The sequence below is a fragment of the Pseudoalteromonas sp. Z9A4 genome (assembly GCF_011378845.1).
GTDB lineage: Bacteria > Pseudomonadota > Gammaproteobacteria > Enterobacterales > Alteromonadaceae > Pseudoalteromonas > Pseudoalteromonas arctica.
The window spans coordinates 249,964-268,065 of sequence record NZ_WTLA01000002.1 but is presented as its reverse complement, the minus strand read 5'-3'; the positions used below and the strand labels follow the sequence as shown (position 1 = coordinate 268,065).

At 39.3% G+C, this 18,102-nt stretch carries 17 protein-coding genes; 4 read left to right on the top strand and 13 right to left on the bottom strand.

The window, feature by feature from the left end:
• Positions 1–7: 7 nt before the first annotated feature.
• From GQR54_RS02875 to GQR54_RS02865, 3 genes are read right to left on the bottom strand one after another with little or no spacing between them, the layout of a single operon-like run.
• Entirely contained in the window at positions 8–1,066 is a 1,059-nt protein-coding gene (locus tag GQR54_RS02875) for a succinylglutamate desuccinylase/aspartoacylase family protein (RefSeq protein ID WP_007585786.1), read from the bottom strand.
• Positions 1,053–1,958, bottom strand: a complete 906-nt coding sequence (rimK, locus tag GQR54_RS02870; protein WP_002961977.1) for a 30S ribosomal protein S6--L-glutamate ligase — start codon at positions 1,956–1,958, stop codon at positions 1,053–1,055. Before rimK ends, GQR54_RS02875 begins: the two co-directional genes overlap by 14 nt.
• Positions 1,959–1,960: 2 nt before the next feature.
• Positions 1,961–2,395 (bottom strand): ATP-dependent zinc protease, encoded by a 435-nt coding sequence (locus GQR54_RS02865; RefSeq protein WP_007585784.1) that lies wholly within the window; start codon positions 2,393–2,395, stop codon positions 1,961–1,963.
• Positions 2,396–2,680: 285 nt separating this feature from the next.
• Between GQR54_RS02865 and GQR54_RS02860 the strand changes: the two genes are divergently transcribed.
• Complete coding sequence (locus tag GQR54_RS02860; RefSeq protein WP_166376481.1) at positions 2,681–3,652, top strand: zinc transporter ZntB; 972 nt, start codon at positions 2,681–2,683, stop codon at positions 3,650–3,652.
• Between the two features lie 85 nt (positions 3,653–3,737).
• On the opposite strand, the gene GQR54_RS02855 is transcribed toward GQR54_RS02860, so the two are convergent.
• The 10 genes from GQR54_RS02855 to GQR54_RS02810 form a co-directional block, all read right to left on the bottom strand.
• On the bottom strand, positions 3,738–4,925 hold the full coding sequence (locus tag GQR54_RS02855; protein WP_166376480.1) for a polysaccharide lyase family 7 protein: 1,188 nt from the start codon (positions 4,923–4,925) through the stop codon (positions 3,738–3,740).
• Positions 4,926–5,674: 749 nt separating this feature from the next.
• Complete coding sequence (gene rraB, locus GQR54_RS02850; RefSeq protein ID WP_007585369.1) at positions 5,675–6,010, bottom strand: ribonuclease E inhibitor RraB; 336 nt, start codon at positions 6,008–6,010, stop codon at positions 5,675–5,677.
• Entirely contained in the window at positions 6,010–6,723 is a 714-nt protein-coding gene (locus GQR54_RS02845) for a 1-acylglycerol-3-phosphate O-acyltransferase (RefSeq protein WP_166376479.1), read from the bottom strand. Before GQR54_RS02845 ends, rraB begins: the two co-directional genes overlap by 1 nt.
• A gap of 164 nt (positions 6,724–6,887) precedes the next feature.
• Entirely contained in the window at positions 6,888–9,182 is a 2,295-nt protein-coding gene (parC, locus tag GQR54_RS02840) for a DNA topoisomerase IV subunit A (protein ID WP_166376478.1), read from the bottom strand.
• 10 nt (positions 9,183–9,192) lie between these two features.
• The gene (locus tag GQR54_RS02835; protein WP_121954961.1) at positions 9,193–10,287 is read right to left on the bottom strand and encodes a PQQ-dependent sugar dehydrogenase; all 1,095 of its coding nucleotides are present in this window, start codon (positions 10,285–10,287) and stop codon (positions 9,193–9,195) included.
• Between the two features lie 29 nt (positions 10,288–10,316).
• Entirely contained in the window at positions 10,317–12,206 is a 1,890-nt protein-coding gene (gene parE / locus GQR54_RS02830; protein WP_010553287.1) for a DNA topoisomerase IV subunit B, read from the bottom strand.
• Positions 12,207–12,314: 108 nt separating this feature from the next.
• A complete protein-coding gene (locus tag GQR54_RS02825) occupies positions 12,315–12,875 on the bottom strand; it encodes a YqiA/YcfP family alpha/beta fold hydrolase (protein WP_007585377.1) in 561 nt (186 codons plus the stop codon).
• Positions 12,860–13,645, bottom strand: a complete 786-nt coding sequence (locus tag GQR54_RS02820) for a metallophosphoesterase (protein ID WP_166376477.1) — start codon at positions 13,643–13,645, stop codon at positions 12,860–12,862. The genes GQR54_RS02825 and GQR54_RS02820 overlap by 16 nt, the downstream gene beginning before the upstream one ends.
• Positions 13,632–14,090: a DUF1249 domain-containing protein gene (locus GQR54_RS02815; RefSeq protein WP_024592841.1), complete on the bottom strand. Its 459-nt coding sequence runs from the start codon at positions 14,088–14,090 to the stop codon at positions 13,632–13,634. The genes GQR54_RS02820 and GQR54_RS02815 overlap by 14 nt, the downstream gene beginning before the upstream one ends.
• A 26-nt stretch (positions 14,091–14,116) precedes the next feature.
• Complete coding sequence (locus GQR54_RS02810; protein ID WP_166376476.1) at positions 14,117–14,743, bottom strand: NUDIX domain-containing protein; 627 nt, start codon at positions 14,741–14,743, stop codon at positions 14,117–14,119.
• 151 nt (positions 14,744–14,894) lie between these two features.
• Here GQR54_RS02810 and tolC point away from each other — a divergent pair, with 151 nt between their 5' ends.
• The 3 genes from tolC (at position 14,895) to GQR54_RS02795 (ending at position 17,908) form a co-directional block, all read left to right on the top strand.
• Complete coding sequence (gene tolC, locus GQR54_RS02805; protein WP_166376475.1) at positions 14,895–16,250, top strand: outer membrane channel protein TolC; 1,356 nt, start codon at positions 14,895–14,897, stop codon at positions 16,248–16,250.
• A gap of 109 nt (positions 16,251–16,359) precedes the next feature.
• Positions 16,360–17,289 carry an LpxL/LpxP family Kdo(2)-lipid IV(A) lauroyl/palmitoleoyl acyltransferase gene (gene lpxL / locus GQR54_RS02800; protein WP_166376474.1) on the top strand — a complete coding sequence of 310 codons (930 nt, stop codon included), beginning with the start codon at positions 16,360–16,362 and terminating at the stop codon, positions 17,287–17,289.
• A gap of 46 nt (positions 17,290–17,335) precedes the next feature.
• Positions 17,336–17,908 (top strand): TcpQ domain-containing protein, encoded by a 573-nt coding sequence (locus GQR54_RS02795; RefSeq protein WP_166376473.1) that lies wholly within the window; start codon positions 17,336–17,338, stop codon positions 17,906–17,908.
• Positions 17,909–18,102 lie beyond the last annotated feature (194 nt).

Genomic DNA, 18,102 nt, shown 5'->3' with positions numbered 1-18,102 from the left:
TGAACTATTAGTTATTTAGCTCAGCTGTTTTAAGCTCGTCATCTAAATCGTTTATCTCGTCAATAAAGTTCTCTAGTTGCTGCTCTACTAAACTATTGTCATTTGCAAAGTAAGCAAGGTGGAATACCGCATCACCTTCATTTACCAATGGCATAGTTTGCTGACCAATAACAATACCGCCTTTAGGCGCTAAAAGCTCAAGCTCAGAGTCACCTAGTGGGCTACTAATATAAGCAAGTACTTGCCCTTTAGTTACATGCTCACCCAGTGATACTTGTGCACGCACAATGCCATCAACTTCGGCACGTATCCAACTAGTTGAACCTGCAATAATAGGATCTGGTAACTTTTTAGGACGCTTGCCACGGATCATTTTTAAATGACGCATAACATAATCAACACCCTGCACACCTGCCGCAATGGCGATTGGATCAAAACGCAGTGCTTCACCAGCTTCATAGGTTATAACCGGTATACCTAGGTTTGCAGCTTCACTTCGTAATGAGCCATTACGCAATGATGCATCTATAACTGCTGGCGTGCCGAATGCTTTAGCCATTTCAGCGGTTGCTTCATCAGCTAAGTTAGCGCGAATTTGCGGTAAGTTAGTTCGATGAATAGCGCCAGTATGTAAATCAATAATGTGGGTACAATGTATTGCCACTTGATTAAAAAACATATAAGCCATACGCCCAGCAAGTGAGCCACGCTCAGAACCTGGAAAGCTACGATTCATATCGCGTCGGTCTGGTAAGTAACGCGATTTATGAATAAAGCCAAACACATTCACAATAGGCACAGCGATTATTGTGCCGCGCAGTTGGCTTGGGTCTATTTTAGCAATTAACTGACGCACAACTTCTACGCCATTTAGCTCATCACCATGAATAGCCGCACACACCATAAGCACAGGACCTTCCATTACACCGTTAACCACTTCAATAGGAATATTAAGTGGTGAATGGGTATAAAGTTTAGCTGCCTCTAAGGCAAGTGTTTTACGCTCGCCTACGCCTACACTCTCTCCTAATAAGGAAAAAGGACGGTTAATTTTAACCTTTGCCACGTGTTGCTGTTCCTTTACTTGAAGCATTTTTTTCGATGAAATCAATCACCATGCCTGCAATGTCTTTACCTGTTGCTATTTCAATGCCCTCTAAACCTGGTGATGAGTTTACTTCCATCACAAGTGGTCCACGAGATGAGCGAAGTAAATCAACTCCCGCTACGTTCAAGCCCATTGATTTAGCCGCCGCTACTGCCGTTTTACGTTCTTCTGGAGTAATACGAACTAATGTAGCACTACCGCCACGGTGAAGGTTAGAACGGAACTCACCTTCTTGTGCTTGGCGCTTCATAGCTGCTATTACTTTATCGCCTAATACGAAACAACGTATATCCGCACCACCCGCTTCTTTAATGTATTCCTGAACCATAATATTAGCTTTTAAGCCCATAAATGCTTCAATAACACTTTCAGCCGCTTTGCGTGTTTCAGCAAGTACAACACCAATGCCTTGTGTGCCTTCAAGTAATTTAATTACAACAGGTGCACCGCCTACCATTTCTAGTAAGTCTTTTACATCATCTGGTTTGCTAGCAAAACCTGTTACTGGCATACCAACGCCTTTGCGCGAAAGTAACTGAAGTGAGCGTAATTTATCGCGCGAACGAGAAATAGCGACTGATTCGTTTACAGGGTAAACACCCATCATTTCAAACTGACGAAGTACCGAACAGCCATAAAATGTAACCGATGCACCAATACGCGGGACGATTGCGTCAAATTCTTTTAAGTTTTCACCGCGATAGTGAATTTCTGGTTGCTCAGAGTTGATATTCATATAACAGCGCAATGCATCAATCACTTTAACTTCGTGACCGCGTGCCTCTGCCGCCTCAATTAAGCGACGCGTTGAATATAATTTTCTGTTGCGAGATAAAATACCGATTTTCATAGTTAAACCTTACGACCTAATAGTTGAGATAAAGCCGGGTCAACGACTATACGATTTTCCATGGCTGTACGCCCTAATAACATTCTAAACTTCATTGTTGCACGGCTTGTTAAAGTAAGCTCGATAGGCCAGCTATGCTCGCCTGCATGCAATGTAGTTTCTATAAAGTAACGTAACTCTTTTTGCCCACTTGAGCTGGTTACGTACTTCATTTTTTTAACTTTTGCATTGCAAGTGACTTGCGTTTGCTCATCATCTTGCAGCGGCTGGGCCGTAAATTTAACCCATTTTTCTGAGTCAACTTCGTATTCTTCAATGTTAATTGCATGAATACATGAAGTGCGAGCGCCAGTATCAATTTTTGCTTTTATCTCGTTAATACCAAGCCCAGGTAAACTTAACCACTCACGCCAACCAACTGTGATCTTTGCTGTCATAAATGTGCCCTTAATAAAAAAGTGACTTATACGCTACAGGTAAAAAAACACCAACGAAATAAATTTATCTAGTCGATTAGTAAATTAAATTGATCTTTTTAAACAACTGGTCACACAATGCACGCCTTGCTGAATAGTACTTTATGCCACTTTACTCAGCCCAAAGGCTCTGCATATATTTTGCTATTTAAGCTTAACTTATTAAAAATAAAGGTAAGTTTAAAATAGTTAAGTAGATACACTATAGTTAACGGTATTAAAAATACACTATTATGAGAAATAATTATGATTAATGGTTTACTACATGCACTTGTACTTGATGGACAAGGCGGCGCTCGCCCTATTGAAAGCACTAATGAGCTAAATAGCTGGCAACCAAGCCACGGAAAACTTTGGGTGCACATGGACTATAGCCAAAGCGAGGCTGTTGAGTGGCTCAAGGCACAACCTCATTTAAACGACTACGAATTAGAGTCCTTAATTGCTGATGAAACACGCCCGCGTATTACATCAACGACTAACGGACATATGTTATTTTTACGTGGTGTAAATTTAAATCCAGCACAAAGCCCTGAAGACATGGTTTCAATTCGTTTATTTATTAGCGAAGACATTCTTATTACTACCCGCAAGCGTCGTTTATTATCGGTGCAGGATACGCTCACCTGTTTAAATGAAAATAAAGGCCCATGCAATATTTCTGAGCTAGTATGCTCTATTACACAAAAACTAACTTCTCGCATGCAAAGCGTTATTGACTCACTAGATGAAACACTCGATGAGTTTGAAGAAGAAATAGATGAACCAAGTAAAAAGTTTGATAACCAAGGTTTATCACAGTTGCGCCGTCAAACAATTGCCTTAAAGCGTTATTTAAAACCGCAAAAAGAAGCCCTTAGCTCAATGATAAATAATCACTACCCGTGGCTGTTAGATGACGATAAAGCAAAATTAAACGAAACAACTAACTTACTTATTCGTTATTTAGAGGAGCTTGATAGCTCTATTGAACGTGCGCAAATCATTCAACAAACAATCACTAACCAAGTGTCTGAGCAATTAAATCAGCGTATGTATGTAATGTCGGTTGTGGCTGCATTATTTTTACCTTTAGGCTTTTTAACCGGCCTGTTAGGCGTAAACGTAGGAGGTATTCCGGGTACCGAGAGCCCCTATGCATTTAGTGCGTTTGTTATATTTTTGATTGTACTTACTGGCGGTATTGGTGTGTATTTTAAAAATAAAAAATGGTTATAGATTAAGTTTATACATTAAAAAAGCATTAAAAAAGCCACTCAGCTTTAAACTGAGTGGCCTTCTAAACTACTGAATAACTAAATAATTAGTTAGTTTTACGCGTATAACTAACGTCAGTCATTGTTACTTTAGCTTTTGTAATTCCTAAATCTTTAAAGCACTCTTTAAATGAATCTGAGTTTCCTGACTCGCCACACTCATCTAGTGTATATGGGTCTTGTGATTGTAAATAATTACCAAACTTAAAGTAAGATTCTGAATCATCTTCTACCGGAATACCAAAGGTAGTACCTAATGCAGTCACATCTACATCACCGTAATTATTAACTACTTTTAGATTGAATGAACCACCACTTCTGATAGTACCTAGTGCATGTTTTTCTTCTTTACCACTGGTGTTACGCAGGCGAACATAAACGTCAAAAACCCCGTTACCTGCTACGCTATCATCAAAACCTGATTCATCAGTATCTGAAACATATACTTTTGAAATCGTACCCGTATCGCTAGCGTGGTGCTGAGAAATAATCGTTTTACCACCATCTGACATTTCAACTTTTACAGTTGCCTCAAAAACCTCATAGGTTTCGGTCATCGCAACACGTGCACTTTCTTTTACTTTATATTCATGACGCCAGCCATTCCCATTTGGAGTGATATGACGCGCTTCTAGAGGAACAAACTCTAAAGTGTCGCTATTTACTAATGGATGAGGATCGTTACCTTCAAGGTCAAAAATACTACCGTTGGTGATGTTGCTTGCTATACCTGAGCCACCACCAGTGTCGCCACCGCCAGTATCACCACCACCTGTGTCTCCGCCGCCAGAAGAACTACCCTTAGTTAACGAAAAGTCATCAAAACGAACATCGCTTGAGCTCTTATCATGCTTAGCAAATACTTGTAGCGAACCTGTATTTGCTGTGGTGAAAGTTTTAGATACTTTTGTCCACGAAGAAACGTTAAATTTCTCACTTTTAAACAAACCATTAAGATCGTTAATGCCGATTTGTCCCTTGCCAAGTACGTACGCACTTAACGTGTACTGAGTATTGCGATCTACATCTACATTCTGGTAAACACGCCCTGGGCTACCTTGTATTTTCAGTGACTTTGAGCCTTTGTATGCATCTGAAGATAGCGCTGCTGGCTCTGTTTCATTCCAATCGCTCCAACCATCTTCAAAACCCGAGTTATCAATCGTGGCAGCATGCGCAAAAGAAGTGCTCGCAGCAATTGCAGAGCAAATAAGTAACTTTTTGTATTTAACCATTATTTTTATTCCTTTAAATCTGTATATAAATAACCTAACAACTTAACTTGGTAGTAAATACCAAACTTAAACGCATTGTATAAACAGACTTTCGATTCAAAAAATTGGTAATAGCAAAAATAAATTAAGCAATTCAAGTTGGTATTACCAAAACCTTTACCAAACTGGTAAAGCAAGGCTATATTTTTTGTTGCCAATATGTCAACAAGTTAATTGTTACCGTATGAGCAGCAAAACATTCTAAAAAACACAATACAAACAAACTTAAACGCTTAAAAAACAACAAACTAAAAATCCAATCATTTAAAATTATAGAATGCAATTATTGGTAAATTTCATAAAATAGTAGTACTTCAAACAAAAACCTCTATTACCAGCTTTCCATGAACAGCTTAATGCATTATGAATAAACTAAAATTATTTTTAATAAAATTGTAACTGAGTAAAACTGGTCATACCAATAAAGCGTTAATATAGCTTAGTTTGAAAATAGATTTAGTACGAATAAATAATTAACCGGAGCTTTAATTTGGAGATTTAATTAGAAGATTTACTAGCATATTAAAACACTAAAACATTTAGGCTTATTACTCTCTAGCTAGGGCGTGTTGATCTTTGATGGTTGAATTTTCAGCAGCATATTTATTTAACCTCGAAAAACAAACATGACCTAATTATAGGCACAAAAAAGCGAGTGTTTTTACAACACTCGCTTTTAAATTAGTTAATCTAAACACTCGTTAGTTACGTTACTCTTGAAAGTAAGTACCCCAACCGTCGTACTCAACTTCGCACTCAACAGCTAGTTGTGCTAGCTTATCAACGTCTTCCATAATAACGTCTACGTCTAGCTCAGCTTCAACTACAATGTCAAAGCTCCAAATTTTGTTACCGTCTTCAAGCTCAAGCTCTGCTGGTTCTTCAACATCGTAACCCAATTTAAAAGCAGCAAGTGCAGCTTGCTCTAACTTAGGAAAGTCTTCACACACAAAGTGGTGCTCTACTTCATAAAGTATTTCAGGGTCTGACCCATCTTCAAGTAGTGAACTTACGATGTCTTCACTTATTTCACGCCAGTTTTCCATTATTTTTCTCTCACTTGAGCATCTAATTCAGTTATTTTAGCAGCCATAATGCTATGCACGCTTTTAGCATGCTCACGCGCGCTAATTTCTTTATCAAGCGGTATAGGCGCTAACATTTCGATGTGAATTGTACCATTATCCCAACGATTTAGCTTAATGGTTTTATGTGTTGTATTCATACATACCGGAATTATGGGTACATCTGCGCTCATTGCGGTGTGAAATGCACCTGTTTTAAATGGTAGCAACCCTCTTCCATAGCTTCGTGTGCCTTCTGGAAACATCCATACAGATAAGCCATTATTTTTAATTTTTTCGGCTGCTTTTGAGATAGTTCCTGCCGCTTTAGAGCGATTCGATCTGTCTATTAATATATTACCCGACAACCAATAAAGCTGACCGAAAAATGGGATCCACTTTAAGCTCTTTTTACCCAAACTTACGCAGTTTTTTGGCACCATTGCTGGCACTGTAAATAAGTCGTAGCTATTTTGATGATTAGCAACATAAACTGCAGGACCTGGATCAACGGCATCTTTATGACGTGTTAGAGCTAGCTTAACGCCAACCATTTTAGCCATTGAGCCAAACCAACCCGATATAATATGTACATTATTAGGATGAAATGGTCTTACTATCGACAATAATAAACCAAAAAAACAACTGAATAATATAAACAGCAGCATAATAAAAACGCGTATAACAGCTAGCAAATGGGTTTCTCCAAAAATCAATTATGATTATTATAGCGTTATTTTGTGACACAAACGAGTCTATAGCGCACAAGTGTACGCTGAAATATTTAAGCTCTTTATTTTAAAACAAAAACGGCCTGCAAATGCAGACCGTTTTTATTTATAAGCGCGGTAACTAATGCTTATTCTTCGCTAATGACTTCAATCGGTTCATCATCTTGAGGGGTTAGTTCTACAACAGCTTCGTCAACACGTTGCAGGCCTCGCGGTAGTTTATTACCCCTACGCCCTCGCTCACCATGATAATGCTCTAAGTCGCTTGGTTTAAGCGTTAGTTTACGCTTACCAGCGTGAAGCGTAACACTGCTTCCTAGTGGCACAACAGCAAGCACTTTTACAAACTCTTCGCGAGCTTGTACTTTAGCCCCTGGTATAGAAATGATTTTATTACCTTTACCCTTACCTAATTTTGGTAAGTCTCGCAGCGGGAATAAAAGCATTCGACCTTCGTTAGAAATAGCCATGCAGTAATCGCTAGCAACATTGTTCACTCTAATAGGAGAAAGTAATACTCCACCTTTAGGGACGCTTACCAGCGCTTTACCATTTTTATTTTTACTAACTAAATCTTTAAAGTCAGTAATAAAGCCGTAACCTGCGTCCGATGCCATAAGCAATACTTGCTCGTCTTCACTCATTACCACGTGCTCAAAATTAGCGCCTGGTGTTAAGTTAAAGCGACCTGTCATTGGTTCGCCTTGGCTACGCGCAGAAGGTAGGCTGTGCGCATCGGTTGCAAACGCCCGCCCTGCTGAATCTAAAAATACAGCCGGTTGATTACTCTTACCACGAGCCGAGGCTCTAAAGCCGTCACCCGAGCGATAATTTAAGCCTTGTACATCTAAGTCGTGGCCTTTACCAACACGTGCCCAACCTTTATCTGACAGCACAACAGTAACCGACTCTGATGGAATTAAATCTTTTTCGTTAAGCGCTTTTGCTTCTGAGCGCTCAATCACTGGCGAGCGACGATCGTCACCATACATTTCAGCGGCTTCTTGAATTTCTTTTTTAAGCAGTGTCGACATACGACGTTCTGAGCCTAATATTTGCGCTAATTTATCACGCTCTTTGGCCAGTTCGTCTTGCTCACCACGAATTTTAAACTCTTCAAGTTTGGCTAAATGACGAAGTTTTAATTCTAAAATAGCTTCTGCTTGCGTATCCGTTAAATCAAAGCGCTCCATTAATACAGGCTTTGGTTTATCTTCGCTGCGAATGACTTCAATCACTTCATCAATATTTAAAAAGGCGGCTAACAAACCCTCTAAAATATGTAGACGTGCTAATACTTTATCTAAACGATACTGCAAACGACGACGCACTGTTTCGCGTCTAAATATTAGCCACTCACTTAAAATACAGCGTAAATCTTTAACTTGCGGGCGGCCATCGAGGCCTAGCATGTTTAAGTTTACTCGGTAATTTTTTTCAAGATCGGTGGTTGCAAATAAGTGCGCCATTAATGGCTCAGCTTTAATGCGGTTTGAGCGCGGAATAATTACAATGCGTGTTGGATTTTCGTGATCTGACTCGTCACGTAAATCGGCAATCATTGGTAATTTTTTAGCGTTCATTTGCGCTGCAATTTGCTCAAGTACTTTACCACCAGAACATTGATGCGGCAGCGCTGTAATAACAATATCACCATGCTCTTCGGTATAAACCGCACGCATTTTGATAGACCCTCGACCGGTTTTATATATTTTGTGAATATCGGCTTTTGGGGTAATTATTTCAGCATCTGTTGGGTAATCTGGTGCATGTACAAGCTCAAGTAATTCTTCAAGCTCTGTTTTTGGTTTATCAAGTAATAAACAACATGCACTAGCCACTTCACGTACGTTATGTGGCGGAATATCGGTTGCCATACCTACAGCAATACCCGTTATACCGTTTAGTAAAATATGCGGTAAACGAGAAGGCAATACTACAGGTTCATCCATTGTGCCATCAAAGTTTGGTGTCCAATCAACGGTGCCTTGGCCAAGCTCTTTTAATAGTACTTCTGAAAACTTAGATAAACGCGCTTCGGTATAACGCATTGCTGCAAACGATTTAGGGTCATCTGCCGCACCCCAGTTTCCTTGTCCATCTACCAAAGGGTAGCGATAAGAAAACGGCTGCGCCATTAATACCATCGCTTCGTAACATGCACTGTCGCCGTGTGGATGGTACTTACCAAGTACGTCACCCACTGTACGGGCGGATTTTTTGTACTTAGCGTTAGCCGACAAACCTAGTTCGCTCATCGCATAAATAATACGACGCTGTACTGGTTTTAAACCATCACCTACATGCGGTAAGGCGCGGTCCATGATCACGTACATGGAATAATTTAAATAGGCGTCTTCGGTAAAACGCCCCATTGTTTGTTGCTCAATTCCTTGCATTAGCAAGGTATCTGTATCACTCATTAAAGCTTACCTAGTTTTTCTTATAGCTTACACGGTAGATTACATTAGCGTAATCATCGCTTACTAACAGACTGCCGTCACCTAATTCTGCAAATGCAACAGGGCGTCCAAATGTTGTTTCGTCTTTCATAAAGCCAGTAATAAATGGCGTATATTTAGTTACGCGACCTACTTCAATTGTTGCTAGCCCTACTTTATAACCTGACTTTTTAGAACGGTTCCATGAGCCATGTTCAGCAACAAATAATTGTTGCTTATAGCTTGCTGGAAATTGCTTACCGTTATAAAAATGAATGCCCAGTGGCGCTACATGCGCTGGAAGTGCAAGAGCTGGCGACGTGTAATCGGCAATATTTTTACCTTCCCCAAACTCAGGGTCAATAATTGCACCGGCATGAACATACGGAAAACCAAAATGCTCACCTTCTTGCGTTGCACGGTTTAACTCATCAGGCGGAATATCATCGCCCATCATGTCGCGACCGTTATCACTAAACCATAAAGCTTGAGTAGCTGGATGAAAATCAAAACCGACGGTGTTTCTAACGCCCTTGGCTATTGTTTTTATTTGTTTTGTTTCTACATTAAGCGCAAAAATACGACCAAAACGTTCATCCTCAGCACAAATATTACACGGTACACCCACCGGAATGATTAGCTCGCCCGTTGGTGCAAAACGTAAAAATTTCCAACCATGATGACGCTCGCTCGGTAATGCGTCATAAACCACATCAAATTTTGGATCTTTTAATTGGGTATCAATATTTTTAAAGCGAATAATACGATGTACTTCGCCTACGTATAAATCGCCATCTTTAATTGCTATGCCAGAGGGCATGTTTAGGCCTTTAGCCACAACAATTTTTTTATCTGCTACGCCATCGCTATTATGATCAATAAGCGCATATACGTTGCCCGCTTTACGAGAGCCAACATACACAATACCTTTTTTTGAAACGGCTATTTGACGTGCATTTTCTACATCATTTGCAAATAAGCTTATTTCAAATCCCGGCGCGACTGTGAGCTTATCGAGTATATTTTTCGCCATTACAGGAGCGGTAGTCAGCCCAAGTAACAGCAAACTTCCTAGTAGTTTTTTCATTCGCCTCTCCTAGTGTTAAGCACAGGTAATTAAACGAGTGCCTTGTTACCATGATCTTCTAACCATTGACGACGATCAGGCGATCGTTTCTTAGCAAGCAGCATATCCATCATTTCCATGGTTTCTACTTCTTCATCAAGCGTAAGCTGCACTAAACGTCGTGTATTTGGATCCATCGTGGTTTCACGCAGTTGTAACGGGTTCATTTCACCCAGACCTTTGAATCGTTGGACGTTTACTTTTCCGCGTTTTTTCTCGGCTTCTATGCGCGCCAAAATAGCGGTTTTTTCTTGCTCATCAAGTGCGTAATAAACTTCTTTACCAATATCGATTCTAAATAATGGCGGCATTGCTACATACACATGCCCTGTTTTTACTAACTCTGGGAAATGGCGAACAAACAGTGCACATAATAACGTCGCGATGTGTAGTCCATCCGAGTCAGCATCGGCCAATATACAAATTTTATTGTAGCGTAATGCCGACATATCGGTTGATTCTGGATCAATACCCAGTGCCACTGAAATATCGTGTACTTCTTGTGATGCTAGTATTTGACCTGACTCAACTTCCCAGGTATTCAAAATTTTACCACGTAGCGGCATGATAGCCTGAAACTCACGGTCTCTTGCTTGTTTAGCAGAGCCACCAGCAGAATCACCTTCCACTAAAAATAATTCGGTACGGTCGTTATCAGCAGCGCTACAATCTGTTAGTTTACCCGGTAAGGCAGGACCTGCAGTAACACGTTTACGCACTACTTTTTTAGCTGCACGCAAGCGAGTTTGTGCATTTGAAATACATAACTCAGCTAATAACTCAGCGGTATCTGTATGTTCATTCAACCATAAACTAAACGAGTCTTTTACAACCCCCGATACAAACGCAGAACACGAGCGTGATGATAGTTTTTCTTTTGTTTGACCGGCAAATTGAGGGTCTTGCATTTTTACCGACAACACGTAACTACAACGATCCCAAATATCATCAGGAGTTAATTTCACACCACGAGGGAGTAAGTTTCTAAACTCACAAAATTCACGCATTGCTTCAAGCAAGCCTTGGCGTAAACCATTTACATGCGTACCACCTTGCGCGGTAGGTATAAGGTTTACGTAGCTTTCAGCTATTGATTCACCACCTTCTGGTAGCCATACAACAGCCCAGTCAGCGCCTTCAATTGAGCTTTTAAATTCGCCAACAAATGGGTCTTGCGGTAATGTTTCAAAACCTTTAATTGCTTCAACTAAATAATCTTTCAAGCCTGTTTCGTAAAACCATTCTTGGGTTTCTTTTGTTTGCTTATTAACAAACTTAATACGTAGCCCTGGGCACAAAACTGCTTTGGCTTTTAATAAATGATTAAGCTTGGTAATTGAGTAGTTTGGTGAATCAAAGTAGCTAACATCAGCCCAAAAACGAACCGTAGTACCGGTGTTACGCTTACCAACTGTACCAATTACGTTTAAGTCTTCTACTTTATCGCCGCTTTCAAATGCCATTCTAAATTGCTGAGCATCGCGTCTTACTGTTACTTCTACACGCGTAGATAACGCATTTACTACCGAAATACCTACACCGTGCAAACCACCCGAAAATTGATAGTTTTTATTAGAAAACTTACCACCGGCGTGTAATTTGGTGAAGATCAATTCAACCCCAGGGATACCTTCTTCTGGGTGAATATCAATAGGCATACCACGCCCGTCATCACTTACTTCAAGCGAATTGTCTTCGTGGAGTATTACGTCGATACGAGTAGCATGACCAGCCATAGCTTCATCGACACTGTTATCGATAACCTCTTGGCCTAAATGATTGGGACGTGTTGTATCTGTGTACATCCCTGGGCGTCGTTTTACCGGATCTAATCCATTAAGTACTTCAATGGCTTCGGCGTTATAATTTTGATCACTCATAGTTTTTGTCTTTATATCCGCTAAGGCTCTAATACGTTTTACTAGTTTTATTGTTATATGCGCTAAAGCGTTAATATAGTAACTAACCTCAGTTCAGGCTAACTAGTTTTACGTGATTTTAAGAAAATCTACAATACTTGCAAAGGTGCGTTCAAATTCAACGTAGCTATGATCGCCACCAAATTCTATCAATTGCTTGCATTGCGAATAATATTTTACTGCGTGTTGAAAGTTCAACACTTCATCGCCTGTTTGCTGTAATAAGTACAGTAACTCAGGGTATGCTAATTTATCTACAGCGAGTAATTTAAGTGCCTCAATATGACTGTTATTTAAATCGTAATGATAATCTTGATACGGATTATAATTAGGTCCAAGTAACGACTGTAATAAATTATAGGGTGCGACCGCGGGATTAATAACCACTGCAGGAATTTGATAACGCTGCGATAAATACGTGGCAAAAAAACCACCTAACGAGCTACCTAATAAAACGGTATTTGGCGTTAGTAATTGTTCAAGCTCAATTATAGCTTGTAGGGGCTCGTGGTTTAAGTTCGGTACACAATAATCAACGTCATAGTTTGCCATAAGCTCACCAAAGCGCACAGCTTTATATGATTTTTGTGAACTATTAAAGCCATGAATATAAATTACGCGTTTAGCCATACTACTTCCGTTTTTACTTCTACTTTATCTTTTTTACTCTTTATATTTAGCATTCTGTAAGCTGGTCCCGCATTTTTTTGCTCCCACTGTGAAGTGTGCTTTACAAATTGTATTGAGCTGGCAGGACTTGCATATATGGGCAAGCCTCTAAAACTTTGTTCGTAATCATTGTGCACATGCCCATGAAAAAGCGCAGATACATTATTACTATTAACTAAAATATTTAAAAGCTGTGGGCCATTTTCTAATAAGTGTTTATCAAGGTAGCCGTTTATTGGCAGCGGATTATGATGACAAAATATAACTTTACTATTATTCGAGTTGACTAAAGCGTCCGTTACTTCATCTAAATGCGTGCCAGTAACCCATCCTGCGGGCGTGGGCCCTTTAGAATTAATAAGAAGTAGCTCAATCCCATTAGCAATAATATGTTTAGCCGAATTTATTTGCCCACCACTTATGCGATTAAGCATTGCTAGTTCATCATGATTACCTGGCACCCAAAATACAGGACTAGTAATGTCACTGGCATTTATAAGTTCACTAAATAATAAATACGATTCGAAACTATGGTCTTGTGTTAAGTCGCCACCAAAAATAATGCAGTCTATTGATTGCTTAGCTATGTGTGCCAAGGCTTGTTCAAAATGATCTGCGGTATTTACATTAAAGTACTCACCGCTTTTGTCTGCGAATAAATGGCTGTCGGTAATATGAGCAATGCACAAAGATGATTTATCAAATGTATATGTATCATCAAACCAAGCCATTATTTACATCCCAATTTAACGTCGCTTGTCCGTGCTCTACACAGGCCACTAACCAGTCGTATAAAAAAGCATTCAGTTGATACTTTTCATCTTTTTGATGCATTTTAGGGTTAGGGTATCCATAAGATGGTTTTATGCGTTGATGATAATCGTGATGAACAATTTCAGCCACTTTGGCATCGTGATACAAACGCACCGTTAAATACAGCGGCGTAATCCCTTTAACCATTCCTGTTAGCTGCTTAATTGAAATATCCATGGTGTATTTTGCGCTGCCATCAATTTTTGTAGCAAACTCACTGTTGCCAAGTTTAACTTCACGAATGCTTCCTATATTACGCTCGCTCGGTAACAACTTTAATAGTCGCACATAGTTATGCTCACAAAGTGTTAAATACTTTGGGAGGCTCTGAATATATCGCTTTGTTGCTAATTGTGCTGTCAAAGTACCACCATAATATTAGTAAGAGTTTATGTCCATTTACTTGCCATTTTTTCGCGATTTAGCGCAAGCCACTGCATACAAATAACCGTTGCCGCATTATCCATTTCACCGTTATTGAGGCGCATTAGCGCATCATCAACCGATAAAATATGGGTTTTTATATCCTCGCCTTCAGTTTCAAGACCATATACACCTGATTTCACTTGGCTTAAGTCAGTACGCGCTAAATATAAATGTAAGCGCTCAGTTGTACCACCAGGGCTTGATAGGTATGAAAGCATAAATTCAAGTTCAGTTAATTCAAGCCCAGCTTCTTCATACGCTTCTTTTTTTACAACTGATTCGTAATCAGTGCTGCCGTCTGTCATTCCAGCTATGCACTCTAGTAGCCAAGGCGAATGCTTGCTTTTAATAGCGCCAATACGTATTTGCTCAATTAAAAGAACAGTATCTGAAATTGGGTCATAAGGGAGTACTGCAATTGCATCGCCACGTTCTAATATTTCTCGGCTAATTACTTTAGATTTTCCACCCGCAAAAAGAGCATGTTCAAACTGGTACAAATCAACCTGAAAAAAACCTTTATAAAGATTTTTTATTGGCTTTAAATTTACATCTTTATGTGTAAATTGAACGAGTTTTTTATCAACCACGTACCTACCTCCTACTTATCTAAAGCTTTAAAATGCGTTAATATATTCTGTTACACTTGAACATACTGTTTTACTAATTATTTTTTTTGTTATGGAGTAAAACAGGTTAACATGCTTTTAGTACAAAAATTGTCTAAGGACCGAACCCCACATGAAAAAGAACATTCTTGCGGCGCTAGTTAGTTTATCATGCGCACTAGGTGCAACAGCAGTGAAAGCTGAAGATTTACTACAAGTTTTTGAAATAGCGACAGCTAACGATCCTACTGTTTTAAAAGCAAAAGCCCAAGCCGATGCGCAGTCTTACCAAAGCGATTTGGCGATGAGTGCACTATTACCTCAAATTGGTTTAACTATGGGTTATACAAAAAGCGATGCAACGTCGTACCAAAGCGTTGGCGACTTATCTAACCAAGTAAAAGTTGAAAGTGATACAGACCAATTCTCTCGCGGTGTAAGCTTAAGCCAAACATTATTTGATTTAGGTGCCTGGAATACGTTAGATATTGCCGACAAGCAAGCGCTTCAAGCAAGCGGCCTATACGATGCAGCTAAACAAAACTTAATTGTACGCGTTGCTGAGGGTTATTTTAACGTATTAAGTGCAAGCGATAACCTTGAATTTGTTGAAGCTGAAAAACGTGCAATTGAACGCCAACTTGAGCAAACAAAACAACGTTATGCAGTTGGCCTAACAGCTATTACAGACGTACATGAAGCGCAAGCTCAGTTTGACAACTCAGTAGCTCAAGAAATTATTGCAGGTAATGCTGTAGAAACAGCACGCGAGCAACTTCGTGAGATTACAGGTAAATACCACGAAAAATTAGATTTTTTAAATACAGATACTTTCTCAACAACTAAACCAACTAAGCGCTCAAGCGACTTTGTTAAAATAGCTGAAGATAAAAATATAAACCTGCAAGTGTCTAAAGTAACGGTTGATATTGCAAAAGATCAAATTGAATTAGCAAAAGCGGGTCATTACCCAAAACTAACCCTAAGTGCTAGTTACGGCGATTCTCTTACAGACAATCAAATAAATGGCGCTAACTTTGATGATCAGCCACGTTCAGACTCAAGCTCTGTAGGGCTTAACTTTAGCGTACCTTTATATTCAGGTGGTGCTACAGTTGCTGCAACAAATCAGGCCCGTGCATTTTACGTAGGTGCGAGCCAAGATTATGAAACAAATTATCGTGCAGTAACTCGCACAGTGATTACATCTTATAACCAAGTTGTTTCAGACATTGCTACTTACAAAGCGCTAGAGCAAGCTGTTGTTTCAGCTCAAAGTGCGCTTAAAGCAACTGAAGCTGGTTTTGAAGTAGGTACTCGTACCATTGTTGACGTACTAGTAAGTACGCAAAATTTATACGATGCAAAGCGTAACCTTGCTGATGTACGTTACCGTTATGTGTTATCTACCCTTCGCCTAAAACAAGCTGCTGGTACATTAACAAGTGCAGATCTAGTTGCTATAAACCAAGGTTTAAAAGCCGCTTAAATCGCATAATTCATGTAGTTAAAAACATTGGAAGCCAGCTAAATGCTGGCTTTTTGTATTTTACAGCGCTTAGCGTTAAACTATCGTTTTTATTCTCAGAGATATTTTTGTGGTCACCTCATCTCCTTTTAAAGCATCTTTTTTGGGCCCTCGATACTGGTTAACGTGGATTGGCGTTCTATTTTTATATTTAATTTCTTGGTTACCGCAAAAACTACAATTGGCAATGGGTAAACAGCTTGGTCGCTTAGTTCATAAATTTATGAAGCGCCGTCGCCATATTGCAGAAGTAAATATTAAGCTGTGTTTTCCTGATATGAGCGAAGCAGATCAAAAAGACCTTGTGCTCAAAAATATGGAAAACACCGGTATTGCAATGGTTGAGACTGGCATGGCCTGGTGGTGGCCACAGTGGCGAGCACAAAAAGCATTAGGGTCTTTTAAAGGGCTTGAGCACTTTGAACGCGTACAAGCGTCTGGTAAAGGTGTTTTATTGCTTGTCCCTCATATTCTGCATCTTGAAATGGCTAGCCGTATTATGGGCTTAGAGTGTCAGGGTATTGGCTTTTATCGCCCTCATAACAACCCACTAATGGAATACTTTACGACTAATGGGCGCCTTCGCTCTAACGAATATTTAATCGGTCGAAAAGATGTAAAAGGTTTACTAAAAGCATTAAAAAATAAAAAGGTATGTTATTACTTACCCGATCAAGATTACGGCCGTAACCGCTGTGAATTTGTCCCATTTTACGCAGTACCTGACACTGCAACAACAACAGGTACTCTTATGTTTGCTGGCAGTAAAAACTGCGAAACTATGAGTTTAATCTCGCGCCGTGACGAAAATGGTAAGTACCATTTAGAGGTAGTACCTGAGCTTGAAAACTTCCCAAGTGGTGATGACAAGGCTGATGTAACACGTGTTAATCAACGCGTAGAGCTATGTATAAATGCAGCTCCAGAGCAATACATGTGGCTGCACCGTCGCTTTAAAACTCGACCTGATAAAAATACCCCTTCTTTTTATAAAAAGTAATGGTATATATAGCGTAATAAATAACAAAATAAGAAGAACAACGATTATGTTATCTTGGATTAAACATATAGTAATAGGTGTTGCTTTAATCACTTGCGCTCTTTACTTCATTTTAAATAGTGACTCTGTAGTTAACTTTAAAGACTCTTCAAACGCTGCTGCAAACGGATTATCTAGATTCTATAAATCTATTCGTAGTAAAATAAATGAAGACAAAGAGCATGATAAGTATGTACTTGATTTGAGTAAGCCTGAACAAAGTTTAGATCGCGTTTTAAGTGCAAGAGGACGAACCGTAGATCCGATGTCAGCTAACTGGGTTGGAGAAACAAAGGCAAGACGTTTTGAAAGAGGCTTTACTCTTAAAGAAGTTTTAACTGACTATGCAAAAAAAGAGGACATTATACTTTATTGGTATTTAGATAAAGACTACGTTGTTAAAGATCATTTCAGAATGGATGGAGACTTCATAACTACTTTGTATAAGGTTAGTCGCTCTATAAATAATGATTTCGTAAATGAAGTTTACACCTTTTTTTGTTACAAACAACGTGCTGCTATAATCACTGAATTACCCTCTGAGTTCGTACGTTCTAATTGCATTAGATTAACAATTTAGATAGGAGATCGACCTGTTTAAACATAGAGTATGACCTTATACTCATTCGCTTAATTAAGTGCGCTATTTTGAGGTAAGAAAGCCTTGTCTATGACAAGGCAAAAATTTATTTATTTAGTTGTAATCACTAACTGTCCCTGCATTACTTTGCATCCATGCTGTCGCATATCAGAAATTTTTAACATAGTAAGCAT